16 protein-coding genes, 1 tRNA gene and 2 pseudogenes are annotated in these 19,964 nt (G+C 51.3%); 12 read left to right on the top strand and 7 right to left on the bottom strand.

Annotated elements, in window-relative coordinates; all coding sequences use genetic code 11:
• The first annotated feature begins 76 nt into the window (after positions 1-76).
• Positions 77-152 (top strand) — tRNA-Lys (locus AC1DFB_RS14720).
• Between the two features lie 2,443 nt (positions 153-2,595).
• On the opposite strand, the gene AC1DFB_RS14715 is transcribed toward AC1DFB_RS14720, so the two are convergent.
• Positions 2,596-4,140 (bottom strand): ShlB/FhaC/HecB family hemolysin secretion/activation protein, encoded by a 1,545-nt coding sequence (locus AC1DFB_RS14715; protein WP_480921562.1) that lies wholly within the window; start codon positions 4,138-4,140, stop codon positions 2,596-2,598.
• A gap of 124 nt (positions 4,141-4,264) precedes the next feature.
• The gene (locus AC1DFB_RS14710) at positions 4,265-4,564 is read right to left on the bottom strand and encodes a hypothetical protein (RefSeq protein ID WP_170408154.1); all 300 of its coding nucleotides are present in this window, start codon (positions 4,562-4,564) and stop codon (positions 4,265-4,267) included.
• Between the two features lie 569 nt (positions 4,565-5,133).
• On the opposite strand from AC1DFB_RS14710, the gene AC1DFB_RS14705 reads away from it, so the two are divergent.
• Complete coding sequence (locus AC1DFB_RS14705) at positions 5,134-5,649, top strand: DUF805 domain-containing protein (RefSeq protein ID WP_170395437.1); 516 nt, start codon at positions 5,134-5,136, stop codon at positions 5,647-5,649.
• Positions 5,650-5,723: 74 nt separating this feature from the next.
• Positions 5,724-6,494: a hypothetical protein gene (locus AC1DFB_RS14700; protein WP_170408155.1), complete on the top strand. Its 771-nt coding sequence runs from the start codon at positions 5,724-5,726 to the stop codon at positions 6,492-6,494.
• 276 nt (positions 6,495-6,770) lie between these two features.
• Here the strand turns inward: AC1DFB_RS14700 and AC1DFB_RS14695 are convergent, their stop codons facing one another.
• Complete coding sequence (locus tag AC1DFB_RS14695) at positions 6,771-7,001, bottom strand: hypothetical protein (RefSeq protein WP_170408157.1); 231 nt, start codon at positions 6,999-7,001, stop codon at positions 6,771-6,773.
• Positions 7,002-7,014: 13 nt separating this feature from the next.
• Complete coding sequence (locus AC1DFB_RS14690) at positions 7,015-7,605, bottom strand: hypothetical protein (RefSeq protein ID WP_480921561.1); 591 nt, start codon at positions 7,603-7,605, stop codon at positions 7,015-7,017.
• On the opposite strand from AC1DFB_RS14690, the pseudogene AC1DFB_RS14685 reads away from it, so the two are divergent.
• Positions 7,600-7,875 (top strand): annotated as a pseudogene (locus AC1DFB_RS14685) (IS3 family transposase); the annotation flags it as partial. The gene AC1DFB_RS14690 and the pseudogene AC1DFB_RS14685 overlap by 6 nt on opposite strands.
• 197 nt (positions 7,876-8,072) lie before the next feature.
• Here the strand turns inward: AC1DFB_RS14685 and AC1DFB_RS14680 are convergent.
• A complete protein-coding gene (locus AC1DFB_RS14680; protein WP_480921560.1) occupies positions 8,073-9,287 on the bottom strand; it encodes a TIGR00180 family glycosyltransferase in 1,215 nt (404 codons plus the stop codon).
• Positions 9,288-9,902: 615 nt separating this feature from the next.
• Between AC1DFB_RS14680 and rfbF the strand changes: the two genes are divergently transcribed.
• From rfbF to AC1DFB_RS14640, 8 genes and pseudogenes are all read left to right on the top strand, one after another.
• Positions 9,903-10,670 (top strand): glucose-1-phosphate cytidylyltransferase, encoded by a 768-nt coding sequence (rfbF, locus tag AC1DFB_RS14675; RefSeq protein ID WP_170408162.1) that lies wholly within the window; start codon positions 9,903-9,905, stop codon positions 10,668-10,670.
• Entirely contained in the window at positions 10,652-11,716 is a 1,065-nt protein-coding gene (gene rfbG, locus AC1DFB_RS14670) for a CDP-glucose 4,6-dehydratase (protein WP_480887256.1), read from the top strand. Before rfbF ends, rfbG begins: the two co-directional genes overlap by 19 nt.
• Positions 11,716-12,264 (top strand): dTDP-4-dehydrorhamnose 3,5-epimerase, encoded by a 549-nt coding sequence (rfbC, locus tag AC1DFB_RS14665; RefSeq protein WP_170408164.1) that lies wholly within the window; start codon positions 11,716-11,718, stop codon positions 12,262-12,264. The genes rfbG and rfbC overlap by 1 nt, the downstream gene beginning before the upstream one ends.
• Entirely contained in the window at positions 12,261-13,484 is a 1,224-nt protein-coding gene (locus tag AC1DFB_RS14660; RefSeq protein ID WP_170408166.1) for a class I SAM-dependent methyltransferase, read from the top strand. Before rfbC ends, AC1DFB_RS14660 begins: the two co-directional genes overlap by 4 nt.
• Positions 13,472-14,601, top strand: a pseudogene (locus tag AC1DFB_RS14655) (DegT/DnrJ/EryC1/StrS family aminotransferase). Before AC1DFB_RS14660 ends, AC1DFB_RS14655 begins: the two are co-directional and overlap by 13 nt.
• Positions 14,598-15,344: a formyltransferase family protein gene (locus AC1DFB_RS14650; RefSeq protein ID WP_170408168.1), complete on the top strand. Its 747-nt coding sequence runs from the start codon at positions 14,598-14,600 to the stop codon at positions 15,342-15,344. The pseudogene AC1DFB_RS14655 and the gene AC1DFB_RS14650 overlap by 4 nt, the downstream one beginning before the upstream one ends.
• A 1-nt stretch (position 15,345) precedes the next feature.
• Positions 15,346-16,122, top strand: coding sequence for a rhamnosyl O-methyltransferase (locus AC1DFB_RS14645; protein WP_170408170.1), 777 nt, complete (start codon positions 15,346-15,348; stop codon positions 16,120-16,122).
• A 131-nt stretch (positions 16,123-16,253) separates the two neighbouring features.
• Entirely contained in the window at positions 16,254-18,110 is a 1,857-nt protein-coding gene (locus AC1DFB_RS14640) for an SLC13 family permease (RefSeq protein ID WP_170398548.1), read from the top strand.
• A 9-nt stretch (positions 18,111-18,119) separates the two neighbouring features.
• Here AC1DFB_RS14640 and AC1DFB_RS14635 read toward each other — a convergent pair whose 3' ends face one another.
• Positions 18,120-19,220: a Gfo/Idh/MocA family protein gene (locus AC1DFB_RS14635; RefSeq protein WP_480921559.1), complete on the bottom strand. Its 1,101-nt coding sequence runs from the start codon at positions 19,218-19,220 to the stop codon at positions 18,120-18,122.
• A 12-nt stretch (positions 19,221-19,232) separates the two neighbouring features.
• Positions 19,233-19,943 carry a GntR family transcriptional regulator gene (locus AC1DFB_RS14630; RefSeq protein WP_480921558.1) on the bottom strand — a complete coding sequence of 237 codons (711 nt, stop codon included), beginning with the start codon at positions 19,941-19,943 and terminating at the stop codon, positions 19,233-19,235.
• Between the last annotated feature and the right edge of the window lie 21 nt (positions 19,944-19,964).

The raw sequence follows: 19,964 nt of genomic DNA, 5'->3' as shown, positions 1-19,964 counted from the left end.
TACGAAATAAGGTCTTGAACCCGGTCGGGTATTTACCTTAAAGAGTGCTGCGGATCGAAGAGATCCTTAAAAGAGTGGGCCGTTAGCTCAGTTGGTAGAGCAACTGACTTTTAATCAGTGGGTCGCAGGTTCGAATCCTGCACGGCTCACCACTTTTCAAATTAAATCAAATACCTATACGAAGTACCGTATGCCATTTTTGGGAGTCAACTGCTTCCCGGAAGCATGTCGCTCCGGCTTGCCCGTCTCGATAGTAAGGCAATCACGCAACATTATAGATGCCAAAAGTCCCAACTACAGAACCGAGCGTATCGAAGCCGACGATCGTATTTAGTGAAGAGTTCGAGTATTTTTCTAGATACGAGTATTAAAAGCCCATCACTCTTTCAAGCTTCTTTGCGAATGTCTTCATGCGCAGGTTCATCTAACACTGCGAACCTTCGAAGTAATCTCTACGCCGATAGAGACTTCTTGCTCTAAGTGGCCACTAGAGGTGATCCGTATTCCCTTTTTTCTGTTCTAGAGCGAAACCATTGCAATGCTGCGAAAAAGGCGGAAGAAGCTATTTCGTTGACACGATACGGTCCGCTTCAGAATAAAGACTGCTTGCCACCTGAACCGACTCTGCGATGAGGTGACTTATAAGCTGTTTTAAGGAATACACTTATCAACGCATAAGGTAGTAGTAGTATTGGCTCCTGCATTCGGAAAGCTCGTTCTGGCTTCGATGTTTAACCCCACAGAGGGCGCTGTCGCCAGACACAAAATAAGCCTCTAGCGATCCTCAACTGTGATTTGGATGGCAGAAAGCTAAGCTTCTCTTGCCTACAGAATTGTGCCCAAGCCTTTTAGGCAGTCGCAACATCGGCTCAACGTCAACCAATTTTGCCCTTCGAGCTGCTTTGTACGTCAACGGCGTCAATCTCTACCGCGATTGATGATGCTAGTCCTAGCTACCCGATTTACTGCGTTCATAAAAACAGACCCTGGCGCACATGCAGCGAAAGGTCACTTTGTCTCGCGGAGCGGGCGTTGGTGAGAGTTGCAACGAATGGCTACTTTGAACCAAATTGACCGATGCTGCTCGAAGCTCCCATAAAAGCAAGGCGCCGAAATCTGACTTTGCAAAGGTGCCGTTCAAAGTTTCGCTTGCCCAACCTGAACTGCCCAGATGGTCGGAGGCTCTTGGTGGAAGTGCGGCACTTTAGAGTGTTGGCCTATGTGAAGTAAATTTAGGTACGGAGCATTGTTGGGCTACGTCAGTCAACGTAAACGCCAGGGAATAAGGGTAATGCGAAATCCGATTAACCAGATGACAATTGACAAACTAGTGGTCGATTAATCTCATTGTCCGCGCAAAACCTACCAAGCGAGCTTCAGCGCTGCTTTCGTTTAACCGAAATAATGCACCCAGAGTGTTTTGGATGCCGAGCAGGTACATCCCGGGCCATTGCGTCCACGTTTCCGAGGTGCCGCAACGCTCCGTTGTTCAGCAACACGCCTCGCCCGGCATCATACCGGCGCTGTCCAAATCCGCTGGCAACGCATTCCCAGTCTTCCTTGGCCGCCGCGTTGCGGAATCTCGGTAGGTCGTGCGGGTCATGTCGTCCAGGTGTTGCTGCGACGTGATCGTGTTTCTTCGCATTACTTTGGTGGGTTAAATGGTGGGTCACTTGTGTTGTGCTAGGTTGCTGGACACTACCGGTTGTCGGCCTCGGCTTGGGGCGCATGATTGTCACGACGCCTTGAGGTTTCGGATGTCCTGGGACGGCCACGTGAGTTGCCGTCGGTTTCGGCGTCAACTGTGGAACCTGGCTAGGAACCGCCGTGGGAACCTGATTGGGGGTTGCGGTTGGGGCAAGCGGTGGTGTCGCCGTAGTACCGCTGGGTTGCGGAACACGGCCGGGCACTGCGACCGGAATCTGGTTTGGTGTTGCAGTCGGGACGAGCGGTGGCACAGCAGTTTGTCCAGTGGGCTGAGGTGGGACCTGACCAGGAACTGCGACTGGTATTTGGTTTGGCGTTGCGGTTGGCACAAGTGGCGGTACCGCTGTTGGGTCGGTAGGTTGAGGCGGAACCTGGCCAGGGATAGCTATCGGAACTTGATTAGGAGTTGCAGTCGGAACTTGCGGCGGCACCGCGGTAGGACCGGTAGCCAATGGTGGAACCTGATTGGGAACGGCTGTCGGAACCCGGTTTGGTGTCGCGTTTGGTGCCAAAGGCGGAGTTAGCGTCGGCGCTACTATCGGTGTGGGAACCTGACCAGGAACCGCTATTGGCGTCGCAATAGGAACCTGACCGGGAATTGCGTTCGGTACCGCGCCCGGCGCAAGGACTGGAACAGTAACGGAAGTGGGTGTTTGCTGCGTTCCCTTAGGCGGCAACTGATTTGCCACCGGCTGAGTAGGGCCAGTAACTTGATTACCTGCCCCTTGCCCACCAGACTGCCCGCATCCTTGGCTCGACTGGTGCGGGTTCCCTACGCCTCGGCACCACCCGTAGTGATTTCCGCGGGCAACGACCTGGGTAGCGGCCAGTTCTGCGATCAAACAAGCTGCAGTAAGTAAAACAATGCGGTTCCGTTTCATAACATCCTCACCAACTTGTTGTCAGAGCAAGATACGCGCCAGGATCGCCAGATTCGGTTAAAGGGCCGTCTCTCAAAGGGACACCGACGTATCCGGACAAAAATAGGTTTCGCTTGAACTCGATGTCCAAACCCAGACCTGTGGATGCCAGTGTAGCATTATCAACTTCAAAACTCGCAGGGTCATTGTTCGAGATGTAACCCACGTCGAAAAAGGCAAAGGGCGTTAGCCGATGAATGCTCTGAGAGCTGGGGAAGTAGGAGTGAGATATTTCGAATATCGCAGAAATCCCGGAATCACCGTCTACTTCGTCAAATCGATATCCGCGCAAAGCATAACGATCACCAAGGAAGTACTCTTCAACAGAGGGCAACCGGTCTGTTGTGTACTGCCCCCAAATCTCGGTGCGCCAAGCTGTGTTGGGCGACAAGCCCGTAAGTGGGCTTTCGTATCCGACGCCGCCTCGTAGGTGCCAGAACGAAGAGTCCCCGTCGTCAAAGTTTGCGTCTGTGGTGTCGTTGTCATTGTCGCCAACAGACAGTGTTAACCCGGCTTCAAAGGCTTGCCCTTTGGAATAGTTTTGCCCGTACAGATAGGTAATGCCAACAACACTTGCGTCACTGGACAATGGAACGCCACCGCTAACAGAATCCGATTCTGAAAGGCGATAATCCAAAAGCAGGTATCCATAACGAGCAACATCGCGGATCACAGGATAACCCAACGCAAGGGTGAAGTTCTCGCCGTCAATATCTGTTCTGGCAAAGTCCCCTGAAATGTCGCGTTTTGCGTTGACGTTCCCATAAAAAATCTCACCGTATAGACCATTGCTGTTCAGCGGCGTGCGATAGGTAAGCGCGCCCCACAATGAGTGTTCATCGTCTTTGTCCCAATTGTAATTGCCTGATCCCTCAAATCGCAGCAAATCTCCGACGGTCAGCGTCGAATAAAACTCTTGTACGACATAAAAACTAAGCGCTTCTCCAAGCTCACGCGGAGGGTTGTCGAGTGTCGCACTACCGGCTTGTTTTCGCAGTGGCTCTCCCAATACTCTCAGCCGAGCACCAGTCTGATCCGGGTAATCAAGTTCGGTCGACAATTCCAAGTCAGGTATGTCCTCGGCCAGCATCACTGCCCGCTCAAATCGTTTCAGCGTTATGGGATAGGAGGTGGTGAGGGGCTGAAAAATCTTCTCTAGTGTTTGGAACGTACGCGTATCTACACCTTCAATTTCGATGGTTTGAATGCGCCCTTCATTAACAATTATGCTCTGCCCATCAGGACCGGGCCAGGCTTCAGCCAAAAAATAACCGTCTTCTCGGTAGATCTGAGTGATCGTTGATGCGACCTCCACCGCTGTGATGCGCCCTGACCGATTGAAGGCCAATTGACCGGCAAAAGTTAACAGCTCATCCGTATCATACACCGTTACGCCGTTGACTGAGTGCTGTGATGCTATGTCCCAGGTTTGTGCAATGCTGTATTTTGGAACCGAAACAATGGCCACAAAAGTGCAAATGATCGCAATTACAACCGAGTTGGTCACGGGCATTTTCTACAACCTTTGCATGATTGAGAATGTTAGAGCCTAATCCTATTACGAGGTTTGAATGTCTGAGCTTGCCGTTATTCAAATTTGATCACGACTGGTGCTTTCGAGATACACAGCAAACAGACTACAATGCGCCTTCGTCGCCCAGGAACTCGATACCAGCGGTCGCGCCATCACTGTAGGCAATGCAATTCCAAGGAGCACGATCCTCGCCAACACCGACAGTGACTTGTGTTCCAGCCTCGCTGAACGCGGATGAGAGCACAACGACTTGCGAATTGTTCGTCGTCTTGGCTACATCTCGCAAACATGCTTGCTGAGCCGGTGTGAGCTCGGCGGACGCACTGGATGTACTCGCGTCGTCACAGGCCGCAAGCATTGCGAAACAAGTTGCGCCTGAAATCATCACCATCTTGTTGGTCATTTTCTTCTCCCTCTGGGTCCGTTGAAATTAGTGAAATTGGATGCGTTTATTTGAAGCTCTCGCGTCTGCGCAGCCAATAGAACTTACCTCGATCCTTTGACTATCTTTCCCAAAACTTGCCGCGTGGGGCTTGCTCGGCGGAACAACATTTCGTTGACCATCGGGGCCGCCAACAACGTGTGAAGGCCGAATGACGACACTGGCGAAAGCTAGAGCAAACTCTGGAAAGAGGGGGAGTACGTTAAGCTGCAGCATCGCGTCCTCCCAATGCTTGATCTTTGTTTGAGGGCCTCCGACCGCCAGCACTCACTCCAGCAGTCGGAAGGGCCCGACAAATCGGGCGACAGCGACATCAACGGAGGTAAAATGAAAGTTGTGTCGAATTCGCATGTTTGAATCTATTTTTTCATAAATCAACATTTTTTCCGCGCGTAAATTTCTCTACGCTCTCGTACGATAGGCCTCTGCATTCAAACAAAAAGGTAAGTGAGAGCATCCATACAGGCGAGTTTGTTCTTCTAGGTGGCGAAACGTTTTGAGGCCGCACAGAGATTAAGAAAGGAATGAAAATGGGATTTATTGAGGCCGTTAAAACGTGTTTTTCAAAATACTTCCAGTTCTCCGGCCGGGCTATACGTTCAGAATACTGGTGGTTCTTCTTGTTTGTGGTTCTCGTGAGTGCTGCTTTGGCTGTGCTGGATACGATCCTATTCGGGACTAACCCCGAGACAGGGCAAGGATCTCGGGTTCTGTCCTCTGTTTTTCAACTGGCTGTTCTCATACCTATGCTGGCCGCCGGTTGGCGAAGGCTGCATGATACAGGACGACCTGGCTGGTATTTGCTGCTGCCGATGGCGCTCAGCATTACAACGCTTTTTGTTATGCTGGGTGGCGTGGCGTTCTTTTCGGTATTGGAGCAAGGGACCGAGAACCCTGACGCATTACGAGGACCCGCGGCAGTCCTGGGCGTGACCGGTATTGTTGTTGTCTCAATTCTTCAATTGGTTCTGTCCATTCTGATGATCTGGTGGTTGACGCGCCCTTCGGAAGAAGGCGCAAACGAATACGGCGAACCTGTTTCCTGACCTGGTTGCCGGGGCAATTGGCCGGAATCTCAGGCTGAATGACAGTGCGAACCGTGACACCATGGAGAGAGAAAATGAGTTTCAAAACGATTTCCACTGGGACTCTAATGATGGTTATGGCGACAACTGCATCAGCGGAGTGGTCGTTCAACTCTGGGCCTATTCCCAATGCATTTATTCAAACCGGAAACATGACGCTGGAACTTCAGTGTAACCGTATTCGCTTTGCTCCGGCTGGATATGAGGACAGCCAGGACATTACGGACAAGCAGGGGCTTTCCATTCGTTTCTTGAAGAACGGAGCCACCGAAGTTGGAGCATTTCAGGTTGGCGCAGAAAACGCTGCCGTACAGATCGTTGATAACTATCCCGTCGAGGTCAGTTTCAATAGTCAAGAGGACTATGGTTTTGTACTGGGCCAGCTTGCGGCCAATGCATCGGTTAACCTGTCGATGATTGATCAAGATGTCAGCTACGGAATCTTTGACTTGAAAGGTTCCAGCGCGGCAATTCGGTCCCTTCGTTCCGCCTGCGATTCAGATACTGGCCAGGGGGCCTCCTACGAAGCACCCGAAGGCATCGTCTATTGTGGTGGCGGAGCGATAAACCGCGTGATCGAACCCGTAGTTTTCGACAATCCGGAGGGAGAGTGGGACGCGCGAGTAACGGTCAACGGTGAGTCAATTAGAGCCATGACGGCCTACAGTTACTTCGGAAACTCTGAGCCACCGGCCGGATTTGTCGTCGCCCTGCTAGGGGAAGAAAGGTCCGAGTTTCTGATATTTAGCGAAGGCTCGGTAAATTGGCTGGAATATGGGGACTACAGGTATGATCAGTGCAATTGATACCTCCTTCCAATCAGCTTCCAAATAGTGCGTCAGATGAAATGTTTGGCTTCCGGTATTGTACTGGTTTCGGGCCTAGATTGGACCTCAACAGCTTTCGCGGCTGACGTTTCGCAGCTTCCAACCGGTTTGCGGATAAACGTTGATCTGGCCGCACAGGCCTGCGCGTCGTTCAACGACGGTTAGTTTGACTTAGATTGGGGTGCGGTTGAGAGGGTCGATCTCGACGGAGATCTAAAACACGACTGGGTTCTGAATGAGTCTGGTTTCGCGTGTTCAAGCGCCGTATCTCTTTATTGCGGAACTGCCGGATGCATGTCGCACTTCCTGATCGGGGACCGTATATTTTTGCTTCTCAATCAGGGATGGGACATCGCGAAAATCGGCAACAGCGGTAAGCGGGATGCTGGGTTGCAAGCATAGCACTTTTTCAAAAGTTCGATAGTCGATTCCATAATCAAGAGCTAGACGAAAACTCATGGTGAAGCGTTCGTGTTGAAACAGCATGACTTATCCCAGACTAAAGATGGAAACCGTAATCGCGGTCTTTTTCTATCAACTGCTCGTCTAGCTCTCTTGCAGCAGAGTTTCGGCGGCTCTCGCTAGCTTCAAACTGGTCTGCAAGTTCTCTTCCAGCGTGGTGTGGTTTTGTTCTTCGGTCAGCAAGTCGATCAATGTAGCGACGGACTTTAGAAGTCATTTCATCAGTAGCTCGATGCACTGTACTAAGCCATTTAGTCTGACGTCGATCCTGCTCGTCGAGCGCTCTTCCAAACTGCGCAACTCCATTGTGGAGGTCTCGCAAACTGTCACAAATTTTTCTACGCAGGCGAGTAAGTTGCGTTCTGGTTCCAAAAACCTTTGACAGTCGAGCATGCATCTGAGACGCGTTAGTATGATCCAAAGAAGGCAAACCAACCCGTTCAAGACTGGCGTTCCAGATTTCCCACCAGATCAGCTTTTTCTTGTCGGTGACTTCGCGGCGCTTGTCATAAATGATGACTTCACAGTTTTGAGCACGTGACAGGTAAAGCGTCGGAAGCTGATACTGCTCTGATGGAATATCTTGGTATATGGAATCAGAACTATGGATAAAACCACCGAATGCCATTGTTTAACCCAAGGCAAGATCGAGCGCTGTCATCGGATCCTCAAGAACCGCATTATATTGGAAAACTATTTGCTTCCTGGCGAATTCACGCAGCAGATCGACGCCTTCGTCGACTACTACAGTCACCGTCGCCACCTCGAAAGCCGGCTAGCTCTTATACCCGCTGACGTATATATCGGACGAGGACAGACCATTCTGAAACAACGACAAGTGATCAAACGAAAGACCATCGAAAACCGGGACTTGCTTCGCCGTAAATCCGCTGCATAGTTAATCCATCCAGATGAACCGCACTCTTTCTTAGATCAGAGCGCAGTTTGTCCGAAAGTCTCTGATGGCAGACGCCAGCATCCAAAATGCCCGGTTCAAAGGCGCTGGGTCAGTGGCCTTGTGGTTCCTACGTTCTCCTTTACTTAACGAGGAACGCTTCAAGGGAGGATAGGATCACAGCAAGATATCAGAATTTGTTAGCTAGTCTGGCGAGGGTGGTTTTGACTTCCGTCATCGCGCGTTGAAAACGTGGATCGATCTGCCATAAACCCCATCAATTGCACTACTTTTTCTATTTCATTCAAGTTAACAAGCACACCTTCTGCTCGCAAATCCTCAACGGCGAGAAAGATATCTTTTCTTCTAGGAGCATTTGACTTTTGATTTGATGAGCTTTTCTCTATTATGGGTTTTTGCCGTCCTTTCGTGGAATGAGTGGATTGCGGGGTTTTGTCACCGGCTCCAAAAATTAGTTTTTGAAACCTTTGCAATAAGTTTTGTTTCTTTTTTACTACCCGATCAGATCGAGCAGCCGAGTTTCGTGTTTGCCAAGCTGTCTTTCGTTCCTGGATGGTATTGTCATAATGTGTGAACGCTTGTTCTAGATCATGTACAATTTGACGCTCTTCATCTGACGCGGCATCTGTTCGAAGATGCTCGGCCATTAAGCTTAGAAACTCGCAGCGCTGATCAAATTTGTTTTCGTCATTCCACCATTCATGGAATGTGTTGCGCACATCTAAGGTTTCATCTTGTCCGCGTTTAGGCGGTTCGCCTACGTTTCGAAGCCAACTCAGTACCGGTATCACTCGGCTTGGACCTTGGTACGCGATTGCGGCCTCGAATCTGAGTTCAGGAAGGGCAAATACGGGGAAAGACTTTGCTACCGATGCACGTAATGCCTTTTTCCAAACATCCGTCCTTGTCACTGCATAAATTGTGGAAGGCCGATAGTCTCCCAAGTGTGCTCTCACCCTCTCGGCAGCAGTCTTTTGGTCAATTCGGCGCCCGGCCATTTCAGGGTAAGCAGGAACTCCTTCAACCCGATCGGATGTTGCATCAAAGGCAAGTGCCCTTCCAATGCATGCGACCAGTTCTGGGTCGTTCGAAAGTTCTGTCAAACATGCTCTCAGGCCGGTTGGTAAGAAAAATTCGTCATCTGAGATCAGACCGCAGAATGGCGTCTGGACTATTTCTGTTGCGAAACTCAATCGGTCGAACAGAGGTGCAGGCATATGATAGTAATGTATTTTTTGACTCTGCGGCAGTGCTTCAGTGGGAATTGGCTTCTCCGATCCGTCGATCACATGCAGCTCGACACCTAACTCATTCCAATATGACATTGCTAACAGCACTAGCTGTTGTCGCTCAAAAGTTGGGATGACAAGAGTTAGATCTTCAAAACATACCATCGTATTATGCGTCCAAGCTTGATACTAAACCTAGTTTGACTGCTTCGGTTCTTGCAGCAAACCTAGACGACTGCAACCTTCCTTCTATTCGCAAAATTACAGCTGACAGAAACTACTTCATTGTGCTTGTTCGCGACACTACCAACTGTATTGTGCAGGCCGCGAGATTGGATCGCCATCGTTATGCAGCACCTTCCTTAACTGGGATTTGCACTGCCGGAACAGAAACTGCGGCAAAGGATCGCCTCAATGTTACAGGCAGGTATGATTGTAACGCTTTTTAACGGATTGAAGCAGCGGCTTCACGCTACATTTCATGACTTAAGCCAACATCCCGGCTCAGTTGCATTTGTAGTTGGAAACTGGTTTAGAGTTCCCGAATTTACTGTTGGCGAGCGGTTGGCGTGTGCAAGCTTCCTTTGTTTGGACTCGTCTCGCTTGTAGTAAAAAGATGTGATTGTGGGGTTAGGCTTAGGCGATCGAACAGTGCGCCGCTACTGGATGAATACTGGGTATAAAGCTATGCGGTTTTAGGGAAGCATAGGGTGGCTAGGTGGTATATCTTTGCGCAAGTCAGCGCATCATAGCAAAATTACAGAAGGTCTTAGGAACTAGATGAAAGCTGTTTTGCTTGCCGGTGGACTCGGTACCCGGATTAGTGAGGAATCTCACTTGAAGCCTAAACCGATGATTGAGATCGGTGGCCGTCCACTACTGTGGCACATAATGAAGATTTACGGAGCTTATGGGATAACCGACTTCGTAATATGTTGCGGCTACAAGGGATTCATAATCAAAGAGTATTTCGCAAATTATTTTCTGCATATGTCAGACATCACGATCGATATTCAGGAAAATCGAATGGAGGTACATCAACGCCATGCGGAACCTTGGCGTGTCACACTTGTTGATACGGGAGAGATGACACAAACGGGTGGAAGAATCGTGCGTGTGCGCGAGCATCTGGACGATCGGTTCCTGCTTACTTACGGAGATGGGGTTAGCGACATTGATATCAGCGAACTTATAGCATTCCACGAGGCAGAAGGTGTGGAGGCGACCGTGACCGCTGTTCAACCGGCCGGACGCTTCGGCTCAATTCAGGTCGAAGGTGCGCGGGTCAAAAGTTTCTTAGAGAAACCGAAAGGTGACGGACAATGGGTATCTGGTGGTTTCTTCGTATGTGAGCCGTCCGTTCTGGATCGTATTGACGGTGATGACACGCTTTGGGAGCGTGAACCAATGGAGGCGCTGGCGGCTGACAAACAACTGGCAGTCTATAAACATAATGGTTTCTGGTCGGCTATGGATACGCTGAGAGACAAGAACTTTCTGGAAGATCTTTGGGCTAGTGGGAAGCCGCCGTGGAGAGTCTGGAGGTGACGACCGACTGGAAGGGACGCCGTGTCCTGCTCACGGGACACACAGGATTCAAAGGCGCCTGGTTGTCGCATTGGCTGCTATCGCGCGGTGCCAAAGTCTTTGGTCTTTCATTGGCGCCCGAAGATTCACCCTGTCTTTTTGATGAGCTCGAGTTGGCCGAGCGTATGGATCACTCGATTTGCGATATCCGCAATTCGGCGAATGTCAACGCACGTGTTGCCGATGCTGATCCCGACATTGTGTTTCACCTCGCAGCCCAATCACTTGTCCGCCGATCCTATCGCGAGCCGCAAGGCACGATGGATGTTAATGTGATGGGGACGGTGAACGTTCTTGATGCCTTGCGAGAGAGAGACAAGCCCACTGCGGTCGTGATCGTCACTACCGACAAAGTTTATAAGAATCTTGAACAGAATGCGCCCTACTTCGAGGATGACCAGCTTGGTGGTCATGATGCTTATAGCGCCAGTAAAGCGGCAGCGGAAATTGCTATTGCAAGCTACCGATCATCGTTTTTTTCGGGTTCGCCAGTTCGAGTTGCGACGGCCAGAGCGGGTAACGTAATTGGTGGCGGGGATTGGGCCGAAGACCGCATCTTGCCCGATTTGGCCCGCGCGTTTGGAGATGGTCAAGCTTTGGTCGTGCGCAACCGGCACGCGATAAGACCTTGGCAGCATGTTCTGGAACCTTTGAAGGGATACATGGATCTGGCTGATGGTTTGCTTGATGGTCGTAGTGATTTGGAAACTGCCTTTAATTTCGGTCCTGTGGTTTCCGATCAACGTCCCGTTCAAGATTTGGTATCAACCAGCTTGAACGCTTGGCCGGGTGAGGTCAGATATCAAAGCGAAACAAATGCACCACACGAGGCTGGCCGCTTGACACTGTCAATAGACAAGGCGAATTCCCTGCTGGGGTGGGCGCCTCGCTGGAACTTTGACCAGGCAGTAACCCGCACAGTCGATTGGTATCGGCAATTCAGCTCAGGCGTCGATGCAAAAACCCTAGTAGATGCTGATATTGAAGAGTTCGAAAAGGCCGAGTGATGAAATTCGAACCGATGATGATCAGTGATGTGCTGCGTATCGACTTAAATCGTATTGAGGATGATCGCGGTTTTTTTGCGCGTTCTTTTTGTAGCGAAGAGTTTCAGTCGCGACACTTGTTCTCGGAAATCGCACAGATTAACACTTCTTATACTCGGCATATGGGCACAATCAGGGGGCTTCACTTTCAACGAGCCCCGGCTGCAGAGGCAAAGGTTGTGCGCGTCGTGCAGGGCGCGATTTTTGATGTTGCCGTTGATTTGAGATCCGGATCAGAGACCTTTGGACATTGGATCGCTCAGGAGCTCAGCGCAGACAACCGCGTTGCGTTGTACATTCCGGAGGGATTTGCCCATGGTTTCCAGACCATGACAGATGATGTCGAGATGGTGTACTTGCACTCGATTCCCTTCAGTCCTGAGTACAGCGGTGGAGTCCATTTCGACGATCCTGAGATTGGTATCGGCTGGCCGTTGTCAAAAACTGTGATCTCACCTAGAGATCGTGCTCTGCCACTACTTGCCGAACTGGAGCCGCTAGAGTCATGAAATGCCGTCACTGCTATCATCCGCTCGGCCCGGCCTTTCTTGACCTCGGGTTTGCACCACCTTCCAATGCCTATCTTACGCAGGCCGATCTGCATGCACCTGAAGTCACCTTTCCTTTGCGGTTACGTGTGTGTGAACAGTGTTGGCTGGTCCAAACAGAAGATTACGCCAGAGCAGATGAGATTTTTCGCGCGGATTACGCATATTTTTCATCGACTTCACAGTCCTGGGTTTCGCATGCCGCTGAGTATGCAAGCACAATCACCCAAAGGCTAAATCTGGGTGCTGACTCTTATGTGATCGAAGTTGCCTCCAACGATGGTTACTTGCTGAAGAATTTCGTGCAGGCAGGAATACCTTGCCTGGGTATCGAGCCTACTGATGCCACGGCAGAAGTTGCGGAACGCATTGGCATTCCAGTAATGCGGGCCTTCTTCGGTGAAACGCTGGCGCAGCAACTGGTAGCCCAAGGCCACAAGGCTGATCTTGTGTGCGGCAACAATGTATTTGCACATGTGCCCGACATCAATGACTTTGCTCTTGGGTTGGCAACAGTGTTGAATTCAGAGGGTGTTGTTACTCTGGAATTCCCTCATTTGCTCCGGCTTCTAGATGAATGTCAATTTGATACTGTGTATCATGAGCACTTCTCGTATCTTTCGTTAGGCGCGGCGCGGCGGATTTTTGAAATGGCGGGATTGCGTATCTTCGATGTCGAAGAACTCCCAACCCACGGTGGCAGCCTGCGAGTATACGGATGTTTGCATGATGCGTCACATCTTCTAACCGACTCGGTTGCAAGCGTTTTGGCTAAGGAACAAGCCGCGGGTCTAGAGACCCAGGAACCATACATTGCTTTCCAATCTCGCGTAGAAACGGTTAAGGACATGGCACTTTCTTTCCTACTGGAGGCCAAGCGTAGCGGCAAGACCGTCAGCGCATATGGAGCGGCCGCAAAAGGCAATACGTTGCTTAACTTTGCAGGCGTCGGCAGAGACCTGATTCAATTCGTATCGGACGCGGCTCCATCCAAGCAAGGCAAGTTCCTGCCGGGTAGCCATATTCCCATCCGCCCGCCCCAAGAGCTGAACGACAGCCGGCCTGACTACATCTTAATACTGCCATGGAATATCGCGGGTGAAATTACCGCTCAGTTGGCGGATTTGGCTGATGCAGGTTCAGCCTTCGTGACATTTGTGCCTGAGTTATGCATCAGATGACCAATCGGATACCATATACAAAGCCATCAATTACTGAACTTGAGGTCGAATACGCTGCAGATGCAGCGCGGCATGGATGGGGTGCCCAATGCTATGAGTACATTGATCGGTTCGAAAACGAGTTTGGGAAATATCTTGGTGTGGAACACACCATCGCCACCTCTAGCTGTACGGGTGCGATGCATATGGGCCTTGCTGCGCTAGGTATTGGACCTGGCGACGAAGTAATTCTGGCCGACACCAATTGGATTGCCACAGTGGCTCCAGTGAAGCATCTGGGTGCAAGCCCGGTCTTCGTTGATATTGACCCGGTCACATGGTGCATCGATCCTGAACGGGCTGATGCGGCAATTACCCCTCGTACTAGAGCCATTATCGCGACGCATCTTTATGGTAATCTGGCAGACATGACGGCCTTGTTGGCGCTTGGTGAGCGTTATGGAATTCCAGTGATCGAAGATGCAGCAGAGGCGATCGGATCGGAGTGGTTGGAAAAAAAGCTGGTTCGATGGGTTTGTTTTCCACGTTCTCATTCCATGGCACCAAGACCCTGACAACCGGCGAGGGCGGGTTATTCGCAACCAATGACACAAAGCTGTTCGAAAAGGTTCTGACGCTGTCTAATCATGGGCGCGTGCGAGGGCAAAGCCGCCAGTTCTGGGCCGATATGATTGGCTTCAAGTATAAGATGTCCAATATTCAGGCAGCGATCGGTTGTGCCCAGCTTCAGCGCATCGACGAGCTTACGGCGCGAAAGAAGGAAATTCTGGCGGGCTACAAGACAAGGTTAATAAATGAAACAGGCATTTCACTAAATCCAGAACCATCCGATGGCATAAATGGCGCATGGATGCCGACTGTCGTTTTTACAAAAGAAACTGGGGTCACTCGCGAGATATTGCAGGCCGCGTTTGCTGAAGCCAACATTGATGCTCGGGTGTTTTTCTGGCCCCTGAGTTCGCTTGAAATGTTCTCAGATTGTTCTGAGAATATTCATGCATGGGATATCCCTTGCCGTGCGATAAATTTGCCGAGCTATCACGATATAAACCATGAGCAGATTGAGAGAGTCGTTAGTGTGATCTCTAGAACCATCCAGTGCTCGGGTACACAATGAAACTAGCAACCTGCAAAACTCTTTTGATGGCCGATGGCGAGGTAGGGTATCGTATCGCCAAGCACTTAACTCGATATTACCTCGACGACATTGCCGCTATTATCACGACCGATAAAAACAAAATCTCTAATGTTGCAAGTAGTTGTGGAATCAACACTACCACCTTCCTAGGCGAGGACGAGCTACTAGAGTGGCTTGGAGCTGATGAGTTCGATCTCGGTCTTTTGGCATGGTGGCCGCATTTGGTAAGTGGAAATTTGCTGTCTAGGGCCCGTAGGGGATTCCTGAATACTCATCCTAGCTTTCTGCCGTACAACAGAGGAAAGCACTACAATTTCTGGGCAATCGTGGAAGAAGCACCCTTCGGAGTTTCTTTGCACGGAGTCACTCCCGGAATTGATGACGGTCCAATCATTGCTCAATCGTCAATACCATATGGGTGGACCGATACCGGCGGTACGCTCTATGAAAAGGCCCAAGTTGAAATGGTCGGTCTGGTTTGCAGATCTTGGGAAGCAGTTCGTGCTGGTCAGCTACCTGCAATCGAACAAGAACGAAATGTGGGCTCATTTCACCTCGCTTCGGAACTAGAACCAGCGAGTAAGCTTGATCTAAATGAAACAACAACCACTCGGGCCCTTTTGAATCTTCTACGAGCCCGAACCTTTCCTGGACATCCAGCTTGCAGTTTCCAAGACGGGGACGAAGCCTTCGAGGTTCGAATTGAAATAACGAGAAAGTAACATGGATCCACACAAAAAATTCAAATTAGAATGTGAAATAGAAATCGCCAGGGCAGGCGCAGATACCGACTTCTCGGACCTTACCAGGCAATGGTTCGAGCAAGCGAACTCGCATAAATACTCCTATCACTTTGATTGGTTTGGCAGACCGATAATCCAATATCCTCAGGACATTGTTGCCTTGCAGGAAATCGTCTGGAACGTCAGGCCTGATCTGATTATCGAGACGGGCATCGCACATGGCGGATCACTGATTTACTCGGCCTCACTTCTCGCGATGTTAGAGTATTGCGACGCCGTAGAAGCGGGCAAGACGCTTGACCCCGCTAGTCCCAAACGCAAAGTGCTTGGCATTGACATTGATATTCGCGCCCACAATCGTGCAGCCATAGAAGAGCATCCGATGGCCTCCAGAATCGAGATGATTCAAGGCTCATCTATTGACGAAGACATTGTGGACCAGGTTCGAACTGCTGCTGAAGATTACCAAAAGGTACTTGTTTGTCTCGACAGCAATCATACACACGATCATGTGCTTGCCGAGTTAAATGCGTATGCCCCGCTTGTTTCTTCGGGTAGCTATTGCATTGTGTTCGATACAATCGTTGAGGATATGCCTCCCACTAAGTTCACTGATCGTCCATGGGGACCTGGAGACAACCCAAAGACTGCAGTTCATGATTGGTTGAAAGTCAATCCTGATTTCGAGATCGACAAGAGTATCGATCACAAGCTGCAAATTTCGGTGGCACCGGACGGCTTCTTACGACGCCGGTAGTTTTGTCACGGTGGATTTCGACCAAACAGACAAAGTCCATGACAGGCCCGCGCTGATTGCCTAGAAGTGCCTATTAGATTTGCTTTTGGAACCAGGTGATCCCAGTGGAGCAATTGGCGTTTACATACGAAATGGGTGTGGTCTCGGCGCTTTTGGCCTTCACGGTGTTCTTGTTTGTGTCCGAGATTGTAAGGATCGATCTTTCGGCCATCCTGGTGTTGGTCATTGTGGGTCTGCTGAGTTATGCACCGGGTCTCGAAAATCTGGCAAATGTTCCTCATCTGTTTGACGGGTTTGCGTCCAATGCCGTGATTTCGATCATTGCGGTCATGATCGTAGGTGCGGGTTTGGATAAAACGGGCCTAATGAACAAGGTCGCGTCCGTCATTTTGAAATATGGTGGTAAGTCTGAAAACCGAGTGCTGCCGATCGTTTCGGGCACAGTCGGTGTTATCTCATCATTCATGCAAAATGTCGGGGCGGCGGCGTTGTTCCTACCGGTGGTTAGCCGTATCTCATCGCGATCGGGTATTCCGTTGTCACGTTTGCTTATGCCCATGGGGTTTTGTGCCATTCTGGGGGGGACAATGACGATGGTCGGGTCCTCGCCGCTTATTCTGTTGAATGACCTGATCCAAACTGCAAACGAAGGGCTGCCCGAAGCCCAGAAGATGGAACCCTTTGGATTGTTTTCCGTTACCCCCATCGGTGCGGTGCTGATCCTGACGGGGATCGCATATTTCCTGCTGCTGGGACGTTGGGTGCTGCCGGGCGATTCAGGGTCGGAGAGTACGGGTACCGGGCGCGGGACTCAGGAATATCTTCAGCGGGTCTACGGGCTGAAGGCCGATGTGTTCGAGGTTGTGGTTCCGGCCGACAGCCCGCTGGTCGGGCAGATACTGGCCGACATCAACTTTGAAAATCATCTCTATATCATCTCGACCTTTTACCGTGGCAAGACCTCGATGGTTCAGGTGCTAACAGCCGAGATTGCTGCGCCTTGTCGATTGGCGATTGTGGGTCGGCGCTGGGTTGTCGAAGAGTTTGCCGAAAAGTATGGGCTGACGGTGCTGCCTGATCTGGATGTGTTTGTCGAAGAGTTCGCACCCACGAATGCTGGGGTCGCAGAGGTGGTCGTGACGCCTGACAGCAAGCTGATCGGCAAATGCCCTCGCGAATTGCTGTTCCGTAAAACCTACGGAATGTCTTTGCTCGCCATCCACAGGGGTGAAGAGACGCTGAGTCATGTCGAGACTGAGACGCATGAATCCACCCAGATCGGGCTTGAGAAGTTCAAGGCTGGCGACATGTTGGTTGCTCATACCCGCTGGGACAACCTGATGCGGATAAAGCGTGATCCGGATTTTGTTGTGGTCACGTCTGATTTCCCGCAGGACGAATTGCGCCCGCAAAAGGTAGGCTGGGCGCTCTTGTTCTTCTTGATCTCATTGTCGCTGATCCTGTTCACGGATGTGCGGTTGTCGCTCTGTTTGCTGACCGGAGCCGCAGGAATGATGTTGACCCGGGTGCTCAGTGTTGACGAGGCGTATCGAGCAGTTGGATGGAACACGGTCTTTCTGCTGGCGTGTCTGATCCCGTTGGGTCAGGCGGTGCAGAATACCGGGACTGCGGCATGGATTGCGCAACAGATCATGATCATCTTGGATGGATGGCCGAATTGGGCGCTACAGGCGGGCGTCGCCATTCTGGCGACGGCATTTTCTCTGGTCATGTCAAACGTCGGCGCGACGGTTCTGTTGGTGCCCCTTGCGGTTTCAATTGCGGTTGCGGCGGGTGCCAACCCGGCGGTCTTTGCATTAACCGTCGCGATTTCGACCTCGAACAGTTTCATTATCCCGACCCATCAGGTAAATGCGCTGATCATGGGGCCAGCTGGGTACAAAGTGACCGATTTCGTCCGTTCGGGCGGGATCATGACGATCATCTTCTTGATCGTCTCACTGTTGATGCTGAATGTGATTTTCTGACCCTGTTAATTACCCAGCTAGGCTGATCGTTTGGCCCTGCTCTGACGCCTGTTGTGCGGCAAGGCCGATACGCACGGCCCAAATCCCATCACGCAGTGAGACCTCGGGTTTGGCGCGCTCGCCCCTGACCAGCTCCAGAAAGCCTTTGTGCTGGTAATAAGTCGAGCCATTGTGGTCGCCAGCCGCCAGCAACTCGGGATCAACGGGGATGTCGCGCTGGATTGGACCTTTCGGTGCGCGAGGGCTGATGATCAGCTGTGGTACAGGCGCGTCGCCCAGATGTTCGGGCCAGAAGCGGCCCGGGCCGGGCACAAGCGCTTCGATTTTGGTATCGCGCCCAATGGCCGAGATTTCTTCTTGATACCGCGAACCCTCGGCAAACATGCAAAGCTCGAGCATCGCGCGCGCGCCCGAAGCAAAATCGACAATGACATAGCCGTGGTCCAGAATATCTGGAGTATCGCCGTCATAAACTTCGTCCAAATGATTGACAGCTTGGCCTCCGCTTGCGGAAACACGAACCGGGTCTGATTGCAGGATCAGGCGCATGAGGTCGAAGAAGTGGCAACATTTTTCGACGAATGTACCGCCAGTGTTACGGTTGAACCGGTTCCAATTGCCGACCTTTTCGAGAAACGGAAAGCGGTGTTCGCGGATCGTGAGCATCTTGATCCCACCACCTGCGGTCGCTGCTTCATCGATCAGCGCCGTGATCGGGGGCATATAGCGATATTCCATTGCGACCCAGATCGGGTGCGGAAAACTGCGTTCCAACTCCTCAAGCCGTGCAAGATCGGTGGGATCAGTGAACAACGGTTTCTCGATCAACAGTGGCAGTGGGCGGGTTTTCGCAATCTCGGCCAGTTGATCAACATGCAGGTGGTTGGGGCTGGCGATGACCAGACAGTCCAGATCATTGACCGTCAGAAGGTCCTGAAGGGAAGACACCATTTGCGCATAGGGTGCAATCGCCTGCGCCATATGCGCCATCTCCGGGTCGGGTTCGAAGATTGCGGCGACTCGTGTGCCCTCAAGCAGAGCAATGTTGTGCAGGTGTTCCTGCCCCATCATGCCGCATCCGATCAGCCCGTAATTGGTGGTCCGGGTCATGCGCAGTTCCTTTTATTTCAGGCGTTGAACGTATGTGGCTCGATCTGGATCAAACCATGTTTTTGAAAACTCGATAGGTTCAGCTTTCTCAGACCAACTGAACCGTTCGATATACCCTGCGGCTTGGCCCGCAGGTTTGGTGAAGCCTTCAGGAGTCCAGTCGGGCAGGGCACTGACAGAAACGCGATCCTCTGCCCGTGTGATCCAGAAGCCAAGTTGTTGCTGGTAATAGCGATAAAGCGAGTCGGACAGCAGGTTCTGGTCGATGGTCCCGGCTGATTCGTCCAACCAGATTTCTTCGACCGCGATGATTGTGTCATTCAGATAACGCATCCGGCGTACACGCGAACCGCTATCAGACAGGCCGAACTTCGGCAATTTCGCAGGCTTCTTGAGATGATCAACCGACAGGATGTCGGCACGCGGCAACCCGCCGCCTTCGGGCAGTTCCAGCCGGAACATGGCATAGACGCTGTTCTGCGTTCCGGTCTCACGAATGTAATTGCCCGAACCCTGAATACGCTCCAACATGCCTTTTTTCTCAAGCTCGGCGAGCGATTTTCGCAAGGTCCCGACCGAGACATTGAGGTTCGAAGCCATGTCCCGTTCAGGTGGAAGACGCTCACCATCAATTAGACGGCCCGCTGCAATGTCGCGGATCAGAAGCTCTGAGATCTGGACATAGATCGGCAGGGCGTTGGGGTTGCGGCTGTTGGAGGACATTGAGGGCGCTTCACTCGGTCG

The sequence above is a fragment of the Ruegeria sp. S84 genome, from assembly GCF_056583445.1.
This window is presented reverse-complemented; position numbering and strand designations above follow the sequence as displayed.